This window comes from Achromobacter sp. PD1 (assembly GCF_048541815.1).
GTDB lineage: Bacteria > Pseudomonadota > Gammaproteobacteria > Burkholderiales > Burkholderiaceae_B > Achromobacter > Achromobacter bronchisepticus_A.
This window is the reverse complement of sequence record NZ_CP183349.1, coordinates 4,835,691-4,852,893: the sequence shown is the minus strand read 5'-3', so window position 1 is coordinate 4,852,893 and position 17,203 is coordinate 4,835,691. Positions and strand designations below refer to the sequence as shown.

Genomic DNA, 17,203 nt, shown 5'->3' with positions numbered 1-17,203 from the left:
TGCGCGGGCTACACGTCTTCGACGCGCTGCGAGGGCGCAAGGGGCGTGCCTAGGTCCAGCATGGCGTAGATCCGCTGCGTGAAGCGCTGCCGCCGCGTGGGCCTGCCCATGCGCCAGCGCGTGTCCAGCCATAGCAGGGGCAGGGCGAAGCCCAGCCACACGATGAGGAAGAGCGCCAGCAGGAAGACCGCCAGTTCGGGAAGGTCCCGGAAAGAAGCGTCGTCCGAGCCGGCGAAAAACTGCAGGCCGACCACGAACAGCCAGGCCGTCAGCAACAGCGCGCCTATCAGCTTGAGCAGGCGCGCGCGCTGGCTCATGCCCACGCGGATAGGCGTGTCCCTGCCTTGCTCACCGCCGTAGTAGCGGTGGCACATATAGCAGCGGCCGTCTTCCAGATTGCGCAGCGCGTAGACGGCGCGCCGGCCATCCTGGTGGACAGGGGCCGCGCGCACGGCCAATTCGACGCGGTCGTCCTCGGCCAGGAAGGGCAGCGCGTCGCCGAACGCTTCCTGGGCGATCATCGCGTAGTCCACGCCGTTGACGGCGTAGCGGTAGATGCCATAGTTCGGTCCCTTGTGGACCTGGCGCATCTCATGCGTGAGGCCGACGAGATGGCCTCGCACATGCCCGATGGGCGGCTCGCCCTCGTCCTGAGTCGATAGCGGCTCCAGGCGCGGCGGCTTGGGCGGCGGCGCAGGCGTGCCGGCAGCCGGCCTTTGCTTGGGATCGAACAGCGCTTCGCTCGCCAGGATCAGGGGGCGGTGGCGGCGGTTGTGCCAGAGGCCGTGCAGGGCCGACCCCGCCACCACCAGCGCCACCAGCGCGACGACCAGCGAGAAGACCATCAGGAACACGCGCGTCAGACTGGCGATGCCAAGCAGCCAGGCCAGCCACACGAACGCCGCGCCGATCGCGCCGCCGATGGCAACCTCGCGCCAGCCGCGCCGCTTCAAGGTCTGGTAGTAGCGCGGCGGGATGGGCTCTCCGCGCGCCGGAACCGCCCAGGAGTAGACCGCCAGTCCTTCTGCGCCGTCCATCACGCCCAGGCGCGCCGGGATGCCCTGCTGATGCAGGCGCTGCAGCTGGTTGATCTGCGGCGCCTGCAGCCCGGCGGCGATCACGCTTTCTGTTCCTACGCGCAGGTACGCATCGTGCCGCACGAGCGGCACCGCGAGGCGGATCTGATCGATGGTTCCTTCGAGTATGCGGGCGGAGGGCTGCGCCATGACGGGATGGGGGGTGGAAACCGTCAAGGATAGCGTAGCGGCCTGCGTGGGTTACCAAGCGTCCGGCAAAGTGCCAGGCCCTTCATGGGTGGGGAAATACGGCAGCACTTCTTCCGCCAGTTCCTGCAACACGTCCGCCGCGGGCCGTTGCGAGAACTGGATGCCGAGCGCGGCGTGATTGACGCCGGCCGTCCGCCATTCCTCCAGCAACGCGATCAAACCCTTTCTGCCTGTGCGCAGCACGAACCCGTTGCGCAAGGGCGTACGCGGATGATCGGGGTCGTCGACCAAATCCAGCCATTCATTGGTCATGTGCGGACGGAAGCCGCCGTCGGGGATCATGGCGCGCCAGGCGCGGATTTTTTCCGCCAGGCGTTGCGGTCCCATCGGGGTATGCGTGGCGTCAGGATAGGTCAGCCAGCCATCGGCATGTTCGGCGATCCATCGCAGCGACTGGCCCGAGGAACCGGTGACGATCAGCGGTATGTTGCCCGCGGCCGGCTTGGGCAGGAACTCCGCGCGGCTGAAGCGTCCCAGCGGCGAATCGATCTCCAGATGTCCTGGGCGCATCAGCTGGCGGAAGTACGAGACGGCTTCTGCGAACCGCGGTCCGCGTTCGTCATGCCGCAGCCCATAAGCGGGAAACTCGGCAGGCCGGTCTCCCGAGGCGATTCCCAGCACCAGCCGGCCGCCCGACAATTGGTCGATGGTGCTGGCCGCCTTGGCCAGATCGATGGGGTGGCGCAGGGAAAAGATTGCGCTGCCCGTCGCGAGGGCGATCTTCTTCGTTTGCGCCGCCAGAAACGCCAGGTAGGTAAACGGATCGAAGACCTGGCCTGCATCGCCGAAGGAAGGGGAGTACAAGGGCACATCGCGCACCCAGACGGCGGCAAACTCCTGCCGGTCGATTTGCCGCACAAGTTCGGCTTGCCCCGCAAGGACCGCCATGCTGCCTTCATAGAAGCGCAGCGGCAGGAAGATGCCCAGCGTCAGGCGCTCGGGCGCGAACATCCGCCGATAGCCGGGGTGCGCGGAAAAGGCGAAGTATGACGCGCCCGCCGCGCCGTGGAGAGAGTGGGTGGTGTCCATTCCGACTGTCCTCGCTTCCTTCAAGCGCCCGTTGCCGGCGCGGGCAGGGTGATACCTTTGGCGACCGCGGGCCGCGCAGCCACGCGTTCGTGCCACGCGCTCAGGTGCCGGTGATGGCTGAAATCGAAATCGATGATCCGCGCGATGTGGCTCCAGCCGAAATGCGCGATGTCGGCGATGGAGTAGGCGTCGCCGGCAAGATAGGGCTGATCGGCCAGCCTGCGGTCCAGCACCGCGAGCGCGTCCTCGGTCAGGCGCTGGTAGCGTTCAAGCGCGGCGGCGTTGCGCGCCTTGTCGAAGACCTCGAAGTTGACGCGCTGTCCGATGATGGGACCGACGCTGCTGGAATGGAATTGCAGCCACTTGATGGTTTCCCAACGGCCCCGGGTGTCCGCGGGCAGCAGCCTCCCGGTCTTTTCCGCGAGATACAGCAGGATGGCCGCCGATTCGAACAACGCCACGCCGGTTTCATCGTCGGTCAATACCGGAATACGGCCATGCGGATTCAGGGCCAGAAAGTCGGGCTGGCGGTGCTCGCCCTGCGCGATGCGCACATGGTGCAGGCGGTAGGGCAGTTCCAGTTCTTCCAGCGCGATGGTGGCCTTGTAGCCATTGGGAGAACTATCGGTGTATAGATTCAGCATGGGCTTGCTCATTTAAGATTGGCTAAATATTGCGGTTGCGCGGCGGCAGTGAAATTCTCTGTCTTGAGCGAGATCGGGTACAGCGATGATTTCTCACTTTTGAATTTAGGAAAACTAAAATGACGGCAACGCTTCCCCTGCAGGCGCTGCGTACCTTTGTCGAGGTAAGCCAGCGCGGCAGCATCACCGCGGCGGCGCAGGCTTTGCATGTCACGCCCGGCGCCGTCAGCCAGCAGATCCGGCTGCTGGAGGACCGGCTTGGCATCGCCCTGCTGGTGCGCGAACGCCATGGCATGCGCATGACGGAGGCGGGCGCCGAGGCGTATCCGATGCTTAGCGCGGCATTCGCGCAGATCGACAAGGCGGTGGACTTGCTGGCCGCGAAGCAGGCGCGGCAAAGCCTGACCGTCAGCACCGTGGCGACGTTCGCGGCATCGTGGCTGGTTCCCCGCCTGGGGCGCTTCAAGGAACGGCATCCGCACATCGAAATCCGGGTGGAGGCGACGCCTGCCCTGGTCGATCTGCGCCGCGACCACGTCGATGTCGCCCTGCGCCACGGACTGGGCGATTACCCGGGACTGGATGTGGTGCCGCTGATGGCGCCGGTGGCCGCGCCAGGCTACGCCGCAGCGCTGGTCGAAGCGGCAGACTGCCTGGATTACCCGCTGCTGCACGACGCGGACCGCGCCGACTGGCCATTGTGGTTAAGCGCGCATGGCGTGGCCCCGGATCCCCGGGCGCAGCGCGGCAATGCGTTCGATGACGACTTCCTGCTGATCCGCGCGGCGGAAGCAGGCCAGGGACTTGCGCTGGTGCCCGCCGCGCATGCGCAGGAAGAGATCGCGGCCGGACGTCTGGTGCAGACGCTGGACAAGCCCTGGCCCGCGCGATTCGCCTACTACGCCGTAAGCAGGCCCGGCGCAGTCCGGCGTCCGGAAGTCCGAGCCTTCATCGACTGGATCGTCGAGGAGGCCGGGGCGTGACCGCTACGGCCGTTTGCGCGGCCAGGAGTCTTCAGGCTTCGAAACGCCGCGCCGCCTGCAGCAGCAGGTGCTCGCTGCCCGCGCGGCCCAGCAGTTCCAGCCCGACGGGTATGCCGCTTTCCGTGAAGCCGATGGGTACGCTCAAGGCCGGCAGTCCCGTCACCGCCGCGAGCAGGCCATTGCCGCCGCGCTGGGCTTGGCCCAGCAGCACCGGCGCGCCACGCACGCTGGGATAGGCGAGCAGGTCCAACTGGCCATGCGCCATGGCAGCCAACACGTCGTCGCGCAGCGCCTGGGCGCGGGCCAGCGCCGCGAGGCGCGCGCTGCCATCAGGATCGCGCAGCGCATCGCGCTCGCGCAGCAGCGGCGCGACTTCCGGGTGGGGATAGCCGCCGTCCAGGATGTCGGTCAGGCTGCGCACGGGCAGACCCGCATCACGCAGGCAGAGGGCCAGCGCGTCGCGGAATTCGTAGCCGGTGACGTTGGCGGCCGTCAGGCGCGCGTCTCCCAGCGCTAGCGCGACGGGCTGGACGTGTGCGCCGTCGGCTTGCCAGCCGGCGAGCGCCGCGCGGACGTGGCGCGATACCTCCAGTTCCGCTTCGGCTGGGCCGAAGAATGCCTCCAGCGTGCCTATGCGCCAAGCCCGGTCCGCGCCGCGCGCGTCTTCGCGTTGTCCCGCCAACACCGACCACAGGGCCGAGATATCCGCAAGGCTGCGGGCCAGCGGACCGACCGTGTCCAGCGTCGGCGACAGCGGCACTACGCCGGCGTTGCTGTAGCGCCCGGCCGTGGGCCGCAGGCCCCAGACCTGGTTGAAGGCAGCGGGGATGCGGATCGAGCCGCTGGTGTCGGTGCCGATTGCGGCCGCCGCGAAGCTGGACGCCGCCGCGACCGCGCTGCCGCCGCTGGATCCGCCTGGCACGCGCGCGGCGTCGTAGGCGTTGCGCGTGCGGCCGGATAGTGAAGAAACGTTGGTGATGCCGCAAGCCAGTTCGTGCAGCGTGGTCTTGCCCAGCATCACGGCGCCGGCTTCGCGCAGCCTGCGCACGACGTCGGCGTCGCGTTGCGGGCGGCGGCCGGCCAGCGCCAGCGAGCCTGCGGTGGCGGGCATGTCCGCGGTATCGATGTTGTCCTTGAGCAGAAGGGGAATGCCATGCAGCGGCCCCAGCGCCGCCCCGCGCAGCCTCTCCCTATCCCGATCGGCGGCCTCGGCCAGCGCCGCGCCGTTCAGCGCGATGACCGCGTTGAGCGCTGGTCCCGCCTGGTCATGCGCCGCGATGCGCGCCAGGTAGGCGCGCACCAGGTCCACGGCGTTGAGCGTGCCTGCCGCCATGGCGGCCCGCAACTCGGCGATGCCGCGGCCAAAGACCGGGTCGTCGCCCGGCAGAGGACCCGCCAGCAGGCGCGGCGCGCTCATCGGAAGTGGCACGCCACCCATTGCTGCCCGCCGTTCGAGCTATCGGGCCGCTGCGTCAGGACCGGCTGCTTCTCCTTGCACACTGGCTGCGCCAGCGGGCAGCGCGTGTGGAAGCGGCAGCCGCTGGGCGGATTCGCCGGGCTGGGCGGATCGCCCTGCAGCAGCTTGCGCTGCGCGGGCTTGTGCGGATCGGGAACCGGGACGGCCGACAGCAGGATCTCGGTGTAGGGGTGCAGCGGGCGCGAGAACAGCGTGTCGCGGTCGGCGACCTCGACGATGCGGCCCAGGTACATCACCGCCACGCGATGGCTGATGTGGCGCACCACCGCAAGGTCATGCGCCACGAACAGGTAGGCGATGCCCATCTCTTCCTGCAGGTCCATCAGCAGGTTGATCACCTGCGCCTGCACCGACACGTCCAGCGCGGACACCGGCTCGTCGCACACGATCAGCTTGGGCCGCAACGCCAGCGCGCGCGCAATGCCCAGGCGCTGCCGCTGGCCGCCGGAGAACTCGTGGGGAAACTTCTTCATCGCTTCCGGACGCAGGCCGACCTTGGAGAACAGCCAGGCGATCTCGTCGGCGCGCGACCGGCCGCCCGAGGCCGGGAAGTTCTGCAGCGGCTCGCCGACGATGTCGCCTGCCGTCAGCCGGGGGTTCAGCGACGCGTACGGATCCTGGAAGATGATCTGCATGTCGCGCCGGCGGCTGCGCATCTGCTCGGCCGACAGCGCCAGGATTTCCTCGCCTTCCAGCCGCACGGATCCCGAGGTAGGCTGGATCAGCCGCAGCACGGACTTGCCGGTGGTGGTCTTGCCGCAGCCGGACTCGCCCACCAAGGCCAGGGTCTCGCCCCTGGCCACGGAGAAGGTCACGCCGTCCACGGCCTGGATGACCTTGCGGCGCGGCTTGAACCAGCCGCCCGCGCCGGGGTAGTGCATCTTCAGGTCGCGCACTTCCAGCAAGGGCGTGGCCGGTGTGGCGGGCGGGTTGCGGGCGCTCATGCTTGGACTCCAGTCAGGGCGGCGCCGGGCGTCGCGGAAGCCGCCGCCTGCGGGGCGGGTTGCGCGGCGACGCGCGCCGCTTCATGGCAGGCCACCACGTGGTCGCTGCCATGTTCCAGCAGCTGCGGCGCTTCGGCACGGCAGCGGTCGGTGGCGTAGGCGCAGCGCGGGGCGAAGCTGCAGCCTTTGCCCAGTTCGCTGGGCGCGGGCACCATGCCGGGAATCTCGGCCAGGCGCTGTGTCGACGCGTTCATCGATGGCATCGACGCCATCAATGCCCGCGTGTACGGATGCAGGGGGCGGTCGAACAGTTCGGTGACGGGCGCTTCTTCCACCTTGCGGCCTGCGTACATCACCGCCACGCGGTCACAGCATTCGGCCACCACGCCCAGGTCGTGGGTGATCAGCACGATGCCCATGCCCAGGCTCTGCTGCAGGCTGCGCAGCAGGTCCACGATTTGCGCCTGGATGGTCACGTCCAGCGCCGTGGTCGGTTCGTCGGCGATCAGCACTTCGGGATTGCAGGCCAGGGCCAGCGCAATCATCACGCGCTGCCGCATGCCGCCGGATAGCTGGTAGGGGTACTCGTGCACGCGCCGTTCGGGTTCGGCGATCTGCACCAGGCGCAGCATTTCCTCGGCGCGGCGGTAGGCCTCGCGGCGGCCGAGCTTCTGGTGCAGCATCACCGTTTCCGCGATCTGCCGGCCTACCGTCAGCACCGGGTTCAGCGAGGTCATCGGCTCCTGGAAGATCATCGAGATCCGGTTGCCGCGAATCTGGCGCATCTGCTTTTCGGTCAGGCCCAGCAGGTCGGTGCCGCGGTAGCGGATCTGGCCGCCGGCATAGCGCCCGGGCGGCGTCGGGATCAGCCGCAGGATGGACAGCGCGGTGACGCTCTTGCCGCAGCCGGACTCGCCGACCACGCCCAGCGTGCGGCCTGCCCGCACCTGGTAGGACACGCCGTCCACCGAACGCACGGTGCCGGACACGGTGTCGAAGTAGGTGCGCAGGTTGTCGACTTCTAGCAGCACGTCGCCCGGGGCGACGGCGGCGGGGGATATAGCCATGGCGTGCTCCCGGGTCTTAGCGTTGATTGGCCAGGCGGGGGTCGAGCGCGTCGCGCAGGCCGTCGCCCATCAGGTTGATCGCCAGCACGGTGATGGCCAGCAGGATGCCCGGGTACAGGATGGTGTAGAACGCCACCGCCACGTAGTTGCGGGCGTCGGCCATCATGTTGCCCCAGCTGGGCACCTGGGCCGGCACGCCTACGCCCAGGAACGACAGCACCGCTTCGGTCAGCACCGCGGTGGCGGCGATGAACGTGGCCTGCACCACCAGCGGCGTGACCATGTTGGGCAGCACGTGGCGGCGCAGAATCACCGGCAGGCGCGTGCCCACGGCGTGGGCGGCTTCGACGTAGAGCTGTTCGCGCAGCGTCAGCGCGAGCGAACGCACCAGACGCACCACGCGCGGCACCTGCGGGATCGCGATGGCGATGATCACCGTGGTCAGGCTGGCGCGGATCACCGCCATCAGGGCGATGGCCAGCAGGATGTCGGGAATGGCCATCATGCCGTCCATGATGCGCATGATGATGGCGTCGGCCCAGCGCACGAAGCCCGCCAGCAGGCCCAGCACCACGCCGACCGCGGTGGCGATCAGCGCCACCACGATGGCCACCACGAGCGACACGCGGCCACCCCAGACCACGCGGCTGAACACGTCGCGGCCCAGCGCGTCGGTGCCGAAGTAATGCTCGGCCGACGGCGGCTTCATGCGTTGCAGCGGATTGATGCTGATGGGGTTGTGCGTGGCGATCCAGGGCGCGGCGATGGCCAGGCCCGCCACGATCAGCAGCAGCGCCAGGCCCAGGATCAGGGTGGGGTGCTTGCGTACCCAGCGCCAGCGGCGCCCGCTGGCGCTGAGCGCCTCGTGCAGCACCACGGGCGGGCTGGCGGAAATCGAACTTTCTGACATGTTTCTTTCCTGCGGCGGCTCAGTAACGGATGCGAGGATCGAACAGCCGGTAGCTGAGGTCGATCAGCAGATTGATCACCACGTAGGTGCCGGCCGATAGCAGCAGCACGCTCTGGATGACCGGATAGTCGTGGTGCTGGACCGCGTCGATGACCAGGCGGCCGATGCCGGGAATGGCGAAGACCGTCTCGGTCACGACCACGCCGCCGATCAGCAGCGCGATGCCCACGCCCACGGTGGTCGCGATGGGAATGGCGGCGTTGCGCAGCGCGTGCTCCAGCACGGGCAGCACCGCCAGGCCCTTGGCGCGCGCCGTGCGGATGTAGTCCTCGTGCAGCACTTCCACCACGGTTGCGCGGGTCATGCGGGTGATCAGCGCGATGTACACCAGCGCCAGGTTGATGCAGGGCAGGGTCAGGTTGCGCAGCCAGGGGCCCACGCCCTCGGACAGGCTGACATAGCCCTGCACCGGCAGCCATTGCAGCTTGATGGCGAAGCCGTAGATCAGCAGGTAGCCGACCAGGAACACCGGCACCGAGAACGCCAGCACGGCGAACAGCATCACCAGGCGGTCGATCCAGGTGCCGGCGCGGTAGGCGGCCAGCACGCCCAGCGGCACGGCCACGATGATGGAGACCAGCATCGTGAGCGCGGCAATGGACAACGTGGGTTCCACCCGCTGCGCCAGCAGCTGCGTCACGGGCACGTGGGTGAAGATGGACGTGCCCAGGTCGCCTTGCAGCAGTTTGCCCGCCCACAGCCCGAACTGCCGCCACAGCGGCTCGTCCAGGCCCAGCGCCACGCGCAGCTTGGCGATGTCGTCGGCGGAGGCGAAATCCCCGGCGATGAGCGCCGCCGGGTCTCCCGGCGACAGGTGGATCAGCAGGAAGACGATCACCGCCACCACTGCCATGACAGGCACGATGGCCAGCACTCGCCGGAGGATGTAACCCATGGTCGTCTCGCGTATCGATTAGGCTGGCTGCGGACTACTTGTCCAGCACCCACAGGTTCGGCAGGCTCCAGATCTTCTCCGCGTTCTTCAGGCTGTTGTGCGAAGCGAATGCCCGCGAATACTGGCCCACCGAGATCGCGGGGAAGGCTTCATAGGCGCGCTCCTGGAACAGGTCGAGCACACGCTTGCGCTCGTCCGAGCTGGTGGCCGCGATCCATTGGGCGCGCAGTTCGTCCAGCTTCTTGTCGCAAGGCCAGCCGGGCAGGCTGTTGCCGCACACCGCGCCCAGGTAGGTGTTGCTGATGGGCGAGTCGACGTTGAACTCGGACGCGGCCGACAGGAAGATGTTCCAGCCGCCCTTGTCGATGGGTTCCTTGCGGGCGCGGCGGGCGGTCAGCGTGGCCCAGTCCATGGACTGGATGTCGAGGTTGACGCCGATGTCCTGCAGCGCCTGGATGGCTACCAGTGTGGCGGAGTTCAGGTAGGCCAGGTCGGTGGGCAGCAGGATCGCGACCTTCTCGCCCTTGTATCCGGCCTCGGCCAGCAGCTTCTTGGCCAACGCGGGATCGGGCTTGGCGTAGGGCGCCGCGCCGGCGGCGGTGTCGTTGGGGCCGCCGCAGATGAAGACCGTGGCGCAGTACTTCATGCGCAGGTCGTCGGGATAACCCATGGCGGCGGTGAACTTGTCCTGGTCCACCAGATGGGCCACGGCCTGGCGCGCCTTCTCGTTGTTGAACGGCGGCATGGACTGGTTCAGGATGATGTAGCCCTGGGCGCGCTCCATCACGCCGATCTTGACGTTCTTGTTGCCGCGCAAGGCGTCGATATAGTCCGCCGGCGCCTGTTCGATCATGTCGACTTCGCCGTTGGTCAGCGCGGCCGTGGCGCTGTTGGAGTCGGGCAGCACGCGCCATTCCACGCGCGGAATTTTCGGGGTCTTGTTGCCGGCCAGGCCGTCGGCCTGGGCCTTGGGGCCGACGTAGTTCGGATTCTGCTCGAACACGATCTTGCTGCCGGGCACCCATTCGGCGCGCTTGAAGACGTAGGGGCCGGAGCCCACGACCTCGGTCAGCGGCCGGTCGGCCGGCTGCGAGGCCAGGCGCTGGGGCAGGATGAAGGCGGGATAACTGGACACTTTCGCCAGGCCTTCCAGCACCAGGTCGAACGGCTGGTCCAGCGTCAGCTTGAAGGTGCTGGCGTCCACGGCTTCCCACTTGCCGCCGGCGCGCGTGATGGCCTGGCCGATGTTGTCGCGCGCGGACCAGCGCTGCAGCGACGCGATCACGTCGGCGGTGGTCAGGGCCTGGCCATCGCTGAACTTCAGGCCGGGCAGCAGCGTGAAGGTCCAGGTCTTCTTGTCGTCGCTGGCCGAATACTTCTCGACCATCTGCGGCTGCGGCTTGCTGTGCGAATCCATCGCGAACAGCGTGTCGTACACCATGTAGCCGAAGTTGCGCGTGATGTAGGCGGTGGTGAAGGTCGGATCCAGCACCTTCAGGTCGGCGTGCGGCACGATGCGCAGGGTCTTGGCCTGCTGCGCGTGCGCCGGTGCGGCGCCCAGGGTGAAGGCCAGGCCGAGGGTGGCCGTCGAGAACAGGCAAAGCAGGCGTTTTTTCATCGCGCTAGGCTCCCATCTTGTTGGTGGATGCGCCGGCGTCCACGCGCCGGCAGGTTCTTAGAGCGGCCACTTGGGCAGCCGGATATTGCGGTACGTGAGCGTTTTCCAGTCGGGCGTGGCGACGCCTTTGCCGCCGACATAGATGATGTGGCGCGCGACTTTCGAGAACGAGGCATGGAAGTGCTGGGCGGACTTGACCACCACGATCTTCTTGGAAGAAAGATCGCAGCCCAGCTGCGTGAACAGGTCCATGTTGATGGCCTGGTTGCGCAGCGAGGTCAGCACGATCTCGATGCCCTGGGTCTCGACCAGCGCGCAGTCGCCCATGGCCGCCGGCGCGCCGGACAGGCCCGTCATGATCATGTCGGCCTGGATCGCCTTGACCGTGCAGCGCAGGTCCAGCGGATCGCCGGACAGCGGGCCGACCTTGCCGCCGATGCGCAGGTCCAGCACCGCGCCGGGGCCGGCGTCGAAGGCGATGCGCGCCGACACCGGATCCCACATGGGGCCCAGCGCCGCGTTCGTCACGCCGCGTTCCAGCATGCGGCTCAGCACAAAGGTGGCGTCGCCAGGGGCGCCGCTGCCGGGGTTGTCGGGCCGGTCGGCCAGCACCACCGGACCATCGCCGAAGGCCAGGGCTTCATCCAGCGCCTGGTCCACGCTGCGATAGGGCACCATCAACTGTTCGCGCATGCCGATGAGCTCGTCGGCCAGACGGCGCGCCAGTGTTTGCGCAAGAGCGGCATCGCCGTCGGCATAGACCAGCACCTTGGTGCCCATTTCCGGCACGTCGCCGGTGGCGAAGCCTTGCGCCGCCGAGATCGACAGGATGCCGTCGCGGCCTTCCAGCGCCTTGATGCGGCTGACGAACCCCTGCGCCGGTTCGCGGGTGGTATGCATGGGCACGATCATTTCGCAATCGATCAACGCCGCGACGGGCCGTGTGCGGCCGGCTTGAGCGTCCAGGCACAAGGCCAGCAGGTCTTCCGCGCGTTCACGGATATCGGTGTGGGGATATTCCTTGAACAGCACCAGCACCGTGGCCTGTTCCACCATCAACGGACTCAGGTGCGCATGGGGATCCAGTTCGGCGCCCACCACCACATCGGGGCCGACGATCTCGCGCACGCGGCGCAGGATGTCGCCCTCGCAGTCGTCGTAGCCGTCGGCCACCATGGCGCCGTGCAGGCCCAGCAGCACCATGTCCACCGGCAGCGCCGCGCGCAGGTCGGCCAGGATCTGGTCGCGCAGCGTCTCGTAGGCGGCGCGGGTGGTGGTGCCGCCCGGCTGCGCGGAAGTGACCAGGCCTTCGGCCAGCGTCCACCCGGCCTCGCGGCCGCGTTGGCGCGCCACGTATAGCGGCGCGCCAGCGAAGGTCACCGTGTCCGGATGCGTGCCCGCCGGGTAGTAGTCGCGGTCCTGGAAGGAGGCGAGGCTGGTGGGCATGGGCGCGAAGGTGTTGGTTTCCGTGCCCAGGCCGGCGCTGAAGATCTTCATGGCCGGGCCTCCGGACAGGCTGCCGCATGCGCCGCGGCGCGCGCGGCGGTCCAGGTCGACGACATAGTTTTCCCCTTGTATGGATCGGATGTCCGTCATTGCCGCCACACCAAAAGGGGGGCACTGCGTTCCGTATCGCGGATGATCGGCGGCACACCAGCGCGGCACAAATAGCTAACGTGTTCCCATGGATAACCCAAGGTTATGGTGTGCGGTTTTTCGGGGAAAATCGCGGCGAAAAGCGCGCAGATCGGCTGCTTTTAAGGGAAAACGATAGGCCGGCCGAAAGCCTTTCCGGGCGCATATGAAAGGTTATGGACAGTTCATGATTTGGAATTTGTGGGCCGGGCAGGCGGCGCTCAGAATTTGCAGCTGTTCCTGGCCGGCGGACATGCCGCAAGGCCTGTCGCCTTCAAACCGCTAGCGGCGCGCCGCGCCCTGGAGTAGCCCATGCGCATATTCACCGGCGCCCTCGCCACCGAAACCAATACGTTCTCGCCCCTGCCTACCGGTCTGGCGGCCTTCAAGTCGCGCGAATACCTGCCCGGCGGCACGCATCCCGACCACATGACGTTCTACGCCGGGCCGCTGTGGGCCGCGCGCCAGGGCGCAAGCGCGGGCGGCTGGACGCTGGTCGAAGGGCTGGTCGCTTCGGCCCAGCCGGGCGGCACCACTACGCGCGCGGCCTACGAAACCTTGCGCGACGAGTTGCTGGCCGACCTGCGCGCGGCGCTGCCGGTGGACATGGTGCTGCTGGGCCTGCATGGCGCCATGGTGGCCCACGGCTACGACGACTGCGAGGGCGACATCCTGCGCCGCGTGCGCGAGATCGTCGGCCCCGATGTGGTGGTGGGCGCCGAACTGGACCCGCACGCGCATCTCACGCCCCTGATGGTGGAGCAGGCCACGGTGCTGGTCTTGTTCAAGGAGTATCCCCATACCGATGTGCTGGAGCGCGCCGAAGACCTGCTGGCCTTGTGCCTGGACGCGCAGGCCGGCCGCACGCGGCCGGTGGCCGCGCTGGTCGATTGCGACATGATCGTGCCCATGCACACCACCCGCGAACCGGCGCAGGGGTTCGTCAGCCGCATCAAGGCGCTGGAAGGCCGCGACGGCATCCTGTCGATCTCGGCGGCGCAAGGCTTCGCCACCGGCGATGTGCCGGAAATGGGCACCAAGGTGCTGGTCTACGCCGATGGCGATGCCGCCCGCGCACGAATGCTGGCGCGCCAATTGGCCGACGAACTCATCGCGATGCGCGAACAGTTGATGGTGCCCTACCGCAGCGTGGACCAGGCGCTGGATGAAGCCCTGGCCTTCGGCGGCGGTCCCATCGTGCTCGCGGACCGTTCGGACAATCCCGGCAGCGGCGCGGCCGGCGACTCTACCTATCTGCTGGCCAGGATGCGCGAACGGGGCATACGCAATGCCGCCATCGGCCCCCTGTGGGATCCGGTTGCCGCCCGCATCGCCTTCGACGCCGGCCCTGGCGCGGAGCTGGACCTGCGTATCGGCGGCAAGGTCGGCCCCTTGTCCGGCAGTCCCGTGGACGCGCGCTGCCGGGTCGTGGCCACGCATGCGGACATGACCATGACGGGCAACTCCAACACCCGCATCGCCCTGGGCGACTGCGCGCTGGTCGACGTGGACGGCATCCTGGTCGCCCTGGTCTCGCTGCGCACCCAGGCCTATCACACGGACCTCTTTACCCAACTGGGCTGCGACCTGACGGCGCAGCGCCTGATCGTGGTGAAGTCCGCGCATCACTTCCACGCCAAGTACGCGCCGCTGGCCAAGGCGGTGCTGTATGTGGCCGCGCCCGGTTCCGCCAGCCCGGACTGGCGCAGCCTGCCGTACCGCAAGGCCAGGCTGCCGAAGTGGCCGATCGCGTAGCGGCTTGAGACCAGCTCCGCCTGCGTCAGGCTTCGATGGTCACGATATCCCCGGCGTGCCGCGCATACTCCAGCGCATAGGCCATTTCGCTGCGAGTCTGCGCATGGAGATAGAGCCAGGGCTGCCCGCGCGCGACTTCGTCGCCCAGCCGCGCGTGCAGCGACACGCCGGCGGCGGGCCGTTCCGGCGCGCCGGCCAGCTTGGCCAGGCGCGACAGCTTGCGGTTGTCGATATGGGTCACGCGGCCGGCTTGCAGCGAGACCAGAGGTTCGACGTGCGCGGCCTGAGGCGGTTCGCGCAGCCCGCCCTGGGCGGCGCAGATGCGGGCGAACTTCTCCCAGGCCCGGCCGCTGTCCAGGGTTTGCAGGGCCAGCGCGATGCCCTGTCCCGGCGGCGCAGCGCCGCCGATTTCCAGCACGGCGCCCGCGACCAGCGCGGCGCGTTCGCGCAGGTCCTGCGGCTGATCGGGGGCGTTGCGCAGTACCGCCAGCACGTCGCGGGCCTCCAGTGCGGGGCCGATGCCGCGGCCGACGGGCTGGCTGCCGTCGGTGTACAGGCAGCGCAGGGTCAGACCGAAATGCGCGGCCGTTTCTATCAGATGGCCGGCCAGGCGCTCGGCGGTCTCGTGGCTGCGTATCTTGGCGGTGGGGCCGACCGGAATGTCGATCACCACGTGCGTGGCGCCCGCTGCGATCTTCTTGGACAGCACCGAGGCGATCAACTGGCCTTCGGTGTCGATGTCCAGCTCTCGTTCGACGCGCACGAAGATATCGTCGGCCGGGCTCAGGTGCATGGCGCCGCCCCAGGCGATACAGCCGCCCTCGGTCTGGACGACCCGCTGCAGCTGTTCGATGCCCAGGTCCACCGGCGCCAGCATTTCCATGGTGTCGGCGGTACCCGCGGGTGAGGTGATCGCGCGCGATGAGGTCTTGGGCATGACCAGGCCGTTGGCCGCGGCGATGGCGACCACCAGCGGGGTGGTGCGGTTGCCGGGCAGGCCGCCCACGCAATGCTTGTCGACCACGATCGGCGCCTGCCAGCCCAGGCGGTCGCCGACGTCGACCATGGCCTTGGTCAGGAAGATGGTTTCATCGATGCTCAGCGGCAGCGTGGCCGTGGCGGTGAGGAAGGCCGACAGGTGCACGTCGGTGTAGCGGCCGCGCACCACGTCGCGGACGATGGCGGCAAGATCCTCTTCGCCCAGGCGGCGGCCATAGATGCGTTGGCGCACGCCGGCCAGGGATTCCAGCACCGGCGGGTGGCGGACCTGCACGCTGTCGCCGTCGCGTATTGCCAGCGCGTCCCAGGCTTCCTCGGACAGCGCCACTTCGTCGAGCGCGAGCAGGTCGCTGTCGATCTGGTAGAGCTGGGCCTGCACTTCGTGGCCGTTCGAGGTGATCAGCACCTGCGAGCGCGACGCCAGGCCTTCGGAACGGCAGACGTGGCAGTCCGCGCGCATCAGCGCTATCGGCTGATGCTGCGCGTGCAGGCGCATGCGCGTTGCGCGCAGCGCGGGCGGTTTGAGTTCCGTAACGCTGCTCACAGCTCGTACCTCTGGTCCTGCAGCGGGACGGTGACATGCCAGCTGAGTTCGCGCTGGATGCGTTCGCGCAGCGCCTCGGAGGCCTCGGGCTCGCCATGGACGATGAAGACCCGGCGCGGCGCTTCCTGAAAACCGGACAGCCAGCGCATCAGCTCGTCGCTGTCGGCGTGCGCCGACAGCATGGGCAGCTCGGCGATCTCGGCGTTGATGGGCGTCCACTGGCCGTAGATCTTGGTCTCGGTCGCGCCGTTGAGCAGCTTGCGGCCGCGCGTGCCGGCGGCCTGGAAACCCGAGAACAGCAGGGTGTTGCGGTGGTCGCTGCCGAAGGCGGCGATGTGGTGCAGCACCCGCCCGCCGGTGGCCATGCCGCTGGCCGAGATGATGACCTTGGGATAGCGGTTGGCCGACAGCGCCTTGGATTCCTCGACGTCGCGCACGTAGGTCACAGCCGAGCAGGCGGCCTCGTACTCGCGCGGGGATAGCTTGTGATCGCCGGCATGGCGGTCCAGCAACTCGGTGGCGCTGGTCGCCATGGGGCTGTCCAGGTAGACCGGGACGTTCGGCAGCCGGCCGGCCTGGCTCAGTTTCCACAGCGCATGGATCAGGGTCTGCGCCCGCCCGACGGCGAAGGCGGGAATGACGACAGTGCCGCCGCGTTGCACCGTGCGTTCGATCACGGCGCCCAGGGCTTCGACGGGATCGGCCGGGTCGTGGCGCCGGTTGCCGTAGGTGGACTCGATGACGATATAGTCGGCCCGTGGCACGGGTTCGGGATCATGCATCACCGGATCGTTGTAGCGGCCCAGGTCGCCCGAGAACACCACGCGCATGCCGCCGATATCGATCTGCGCGGTGGTTGCGCCCAGGATGTGGCCGGCGCGGCGCAAGGTCAGCTTCGCGCCGCCGGGCAAGGCGGTTTCCTGGTGCAGCGCTACATCGGAAAAATGCGTCATTGCGCGTTCGGCGTCGACCACGCGATAAAGCGGCAACGCGGGCTTGTGCTTGGAAAAGCCCTTGCGGTTGGCGAAGTCGGCGTCCTTTTCCTGCAGGTTGGCGCTGTCCAACAGGATCAGTTCGGCGACGTCGCGGGTCGCGGGCGTGGCGTGGATCTTGCCTTTGAAACCTTCGGCCACCAGCCGCGGCAGGTAGCCGCAATGATCCAGATGCGCGTGCGTGAGCACTACCGCATCGATATCGGCGGGCGAGAGCGGCAGCCGCTGCCAATTGAGTTCGCGCAGGTTCTTCAGGCCCTGGAACAGGCCGCAGTCGATCAGCAGGCGCGTGTCCGCGTGGCTCAGGAGGTGCTTGGAGCCGGTGACGGTGCCGGCTCCGCCCAGGCAGGTCAGTGTGAGCATGG

14 protein-coding genes are annotated in these 17,203 nt (G+C 68.2%); 2 read left to right on the top strand and 12 right to left on the bottom strand.

Annotated features, from left to right (window positions below; all coding sequences use genetic code 11):
• Positions 1-8: 8 nt before the first annotated feature.
• The 3 genes from ACM1PE_RS22895 to ACM1PE_RS22885 form a co-directional block, all read right to left on the bottom strand.
• Positions 9-1,226 carry a hypothetical protein gene (locus tag ACM1PE_RS22895; protein ID WP_419341045.1) on the bottom strand — a complete coding sequence of 406 codons (1,218 nt, stop codon included), beginning with the start codon at positions 1,224-1,226 and terminating at the stop codon, positions 9-11.
• Between the two features lie 51 nt (positions 1,227-1,277).
• Entirely contained in the window at positions 1,278-2,237 is a 960-nt protein-coding gene (locus tag ACM1PE_RS22890) for an LLM class oxidoreductase (RefSeq protein ID WP_419343854.1), read from the bottom strand.
• Between the two features lie 98 nt (positions 2,238-2,335).
• Positions 2,336-2,959, bottom strand: a complete 624-nt coding sequence (locus ACM1PE_RS22885) for a glutathione S-transferase family protein (RefSeq protein ID WP_059371506.1) — start codon at positions 2,957-2,959, stop codon at positions 2,336-2,338.
• A gap of 119 nt (positions 2,960-3,078) precedes the next feature.
• Between ACM1PE_RS22885 and ACM1PE_RS22880 the strand changes: the two genes are divergently transcribed.
• Positions 3,079-3,942 (top strand): LysR substrate-binding domain-containing protein, encoded by an 864-nt coding sequence (locus ACM1PE_RS22880; protein ID WP_419341043.1) that lies wholly within the window; start codon positions 3,079-3,081, stop codon positions 3,940-3,942.
• 31 nt (positions 3,943-3,973) lie between these two features.
• Here the strand turns inward: ACM1PE_RS22880 and ACM1PE_RS22875 are convergent, their stop codons facing one another.
• Genes ACM1PE_RS22875 through ACM1PE_RS22845 form a run of 7 tightly spaced genes read right to left on the bottom strand, consistent with a single transcriptional unit; the run spans position 3,974 to position 12,410 of the window.
• Positions 3,974-5,359, bottom strand: a complete 1,386-nt coding sequence (locus tag ACM1PE_RS22875) for an amidase (protein ID WP_306635661.1) — start codon at positions 5,357-5,359, stop codon at positions 3,974-3,976.
• Positions 5,356-6,363, bottom strand: a complete 1,008-nt coding sequence (locus tag ACM1PE_RS22870; RefSeq protein ID WP_306635663.1) for an ABC transporter ATP-binding protein — start codon at positions 6,361-6,363, stop codon at positions 5,356-5,358. The genes ACM1PE_RS22875 and ACM1PE_RS22870 overlap by 4 nt, the downstream gene beginning before the upstream one ends.
• On the bottom strand, positions 6,360-7,430 hold the full coding sequence (locus ACM1PE_RS22865; protein ID WP_059371470.1) for an ABC transporter ATP-binding protein: 1,071 nt from the start codon (positions 7,428-7,430) through the stop codon (positions 6,360-6,362). The genes ACM1PE_RS22870 and ACM1PE_RS22865 overlap by 4 nt, the downstream gene beginning before the upstream one ends.
• 16 nt (positions 7,431-7,446) lie before the next feature.
• Positions 7,447-8,340, bottom strand: a complete 894-nt coding sequence (locus ACM1PE_RS22860) for an ABC transporter permease (protein WP_059371471.1) — start codon at positions 8,338-8,340, stop codon at positions 7,447-7,449.
• Positions 8,341-8,359: 19 nt separating this feature from the next.
• Positions 8,360-9,295, bottom strand: coding sequence for an ABC transporter permease (locus ACM1PE_RS22855; RefSeq protein ID WP_059371472.1), 936 nt, complete (start codon positions 9,293-9,295; stop codon positions 8,360-8,362).
• A 34-nt stretch (positions 9,296-9,329) separates the two neighbouring features.
• Positions 9,330-10,913 carry an ABC transporter substrate-binding protein gene (locus ACM1PE_RS22850; RefSeq protein ID WP_059371473.1) on the bottom strand — a complete coding sequence of 528 codons (1,584 nt, stop codon included), beginning with the start codon at positions 10,911-10,913 and terminating at the stop codon, positions 9,330-9,332.
• A 57-nt stretch (positions 10,914-10,970) separates the two neighbouring features.
• A complete protein-coding gene (locus ACM1PE_RS22845) occupies positions 10,971-12,410 on the bottom strand; it encodes a M81 family metallopeptidase (RefSeq protein ID WP_118931422.1) in 1,440 nt (479 codons plus the stop codon).
• 450 nt (positions 12,411-12,860) lie between these two features.
• On the opposite strand from ACM1PE_RS22845, the gene ACM1PE_RS22840 reads away from it, so the two are divergent.
• The gene (locus ACM1PE_RS22840) at positions 12,861-14,303 is read left to right on the top strand and encodes a M81 family metallopeptidase (protein WP_419341039.1); all 1,443 of its coding nucleotides are present in this window, start codon (positions 12,861-12,863) and stop codon (positions 14,301-14,303) included.
• Between the two features lie 25 nt (positions 14,304-14,328).
• On the opposite strand, the gene ACM1PE_RS22835 is transcribed toward ACM1PE_RS22840, so the two are convergent.
• Entirely contained in the window at positions 14,329-15,846 is a 1,518-nt protein-coding gene (locus ACM1PE_RS22835; RefSeq protein ID WP_059378652.1) for a thymidine phosphorylase family protein, read from the bottom strand.
• Positions 15,843-17,201 (bottom strand): MBL fold metallo-hydrolase, encoded by a 1,359-nt coding sequence (locus tag ACM1PE_RS22830; protein WP_059378850.1) that lies wholly within the window; start codon positions 17,199-17,201, stop codon positions 15,843-15,845. Before ACM1PE_RS22830 ends, ACM1PE_RS22835 begins: the two co-directional genes overlap by 4 nt.
• Positions 17,202-17,203: the final 2 nt, after the last annotated feature.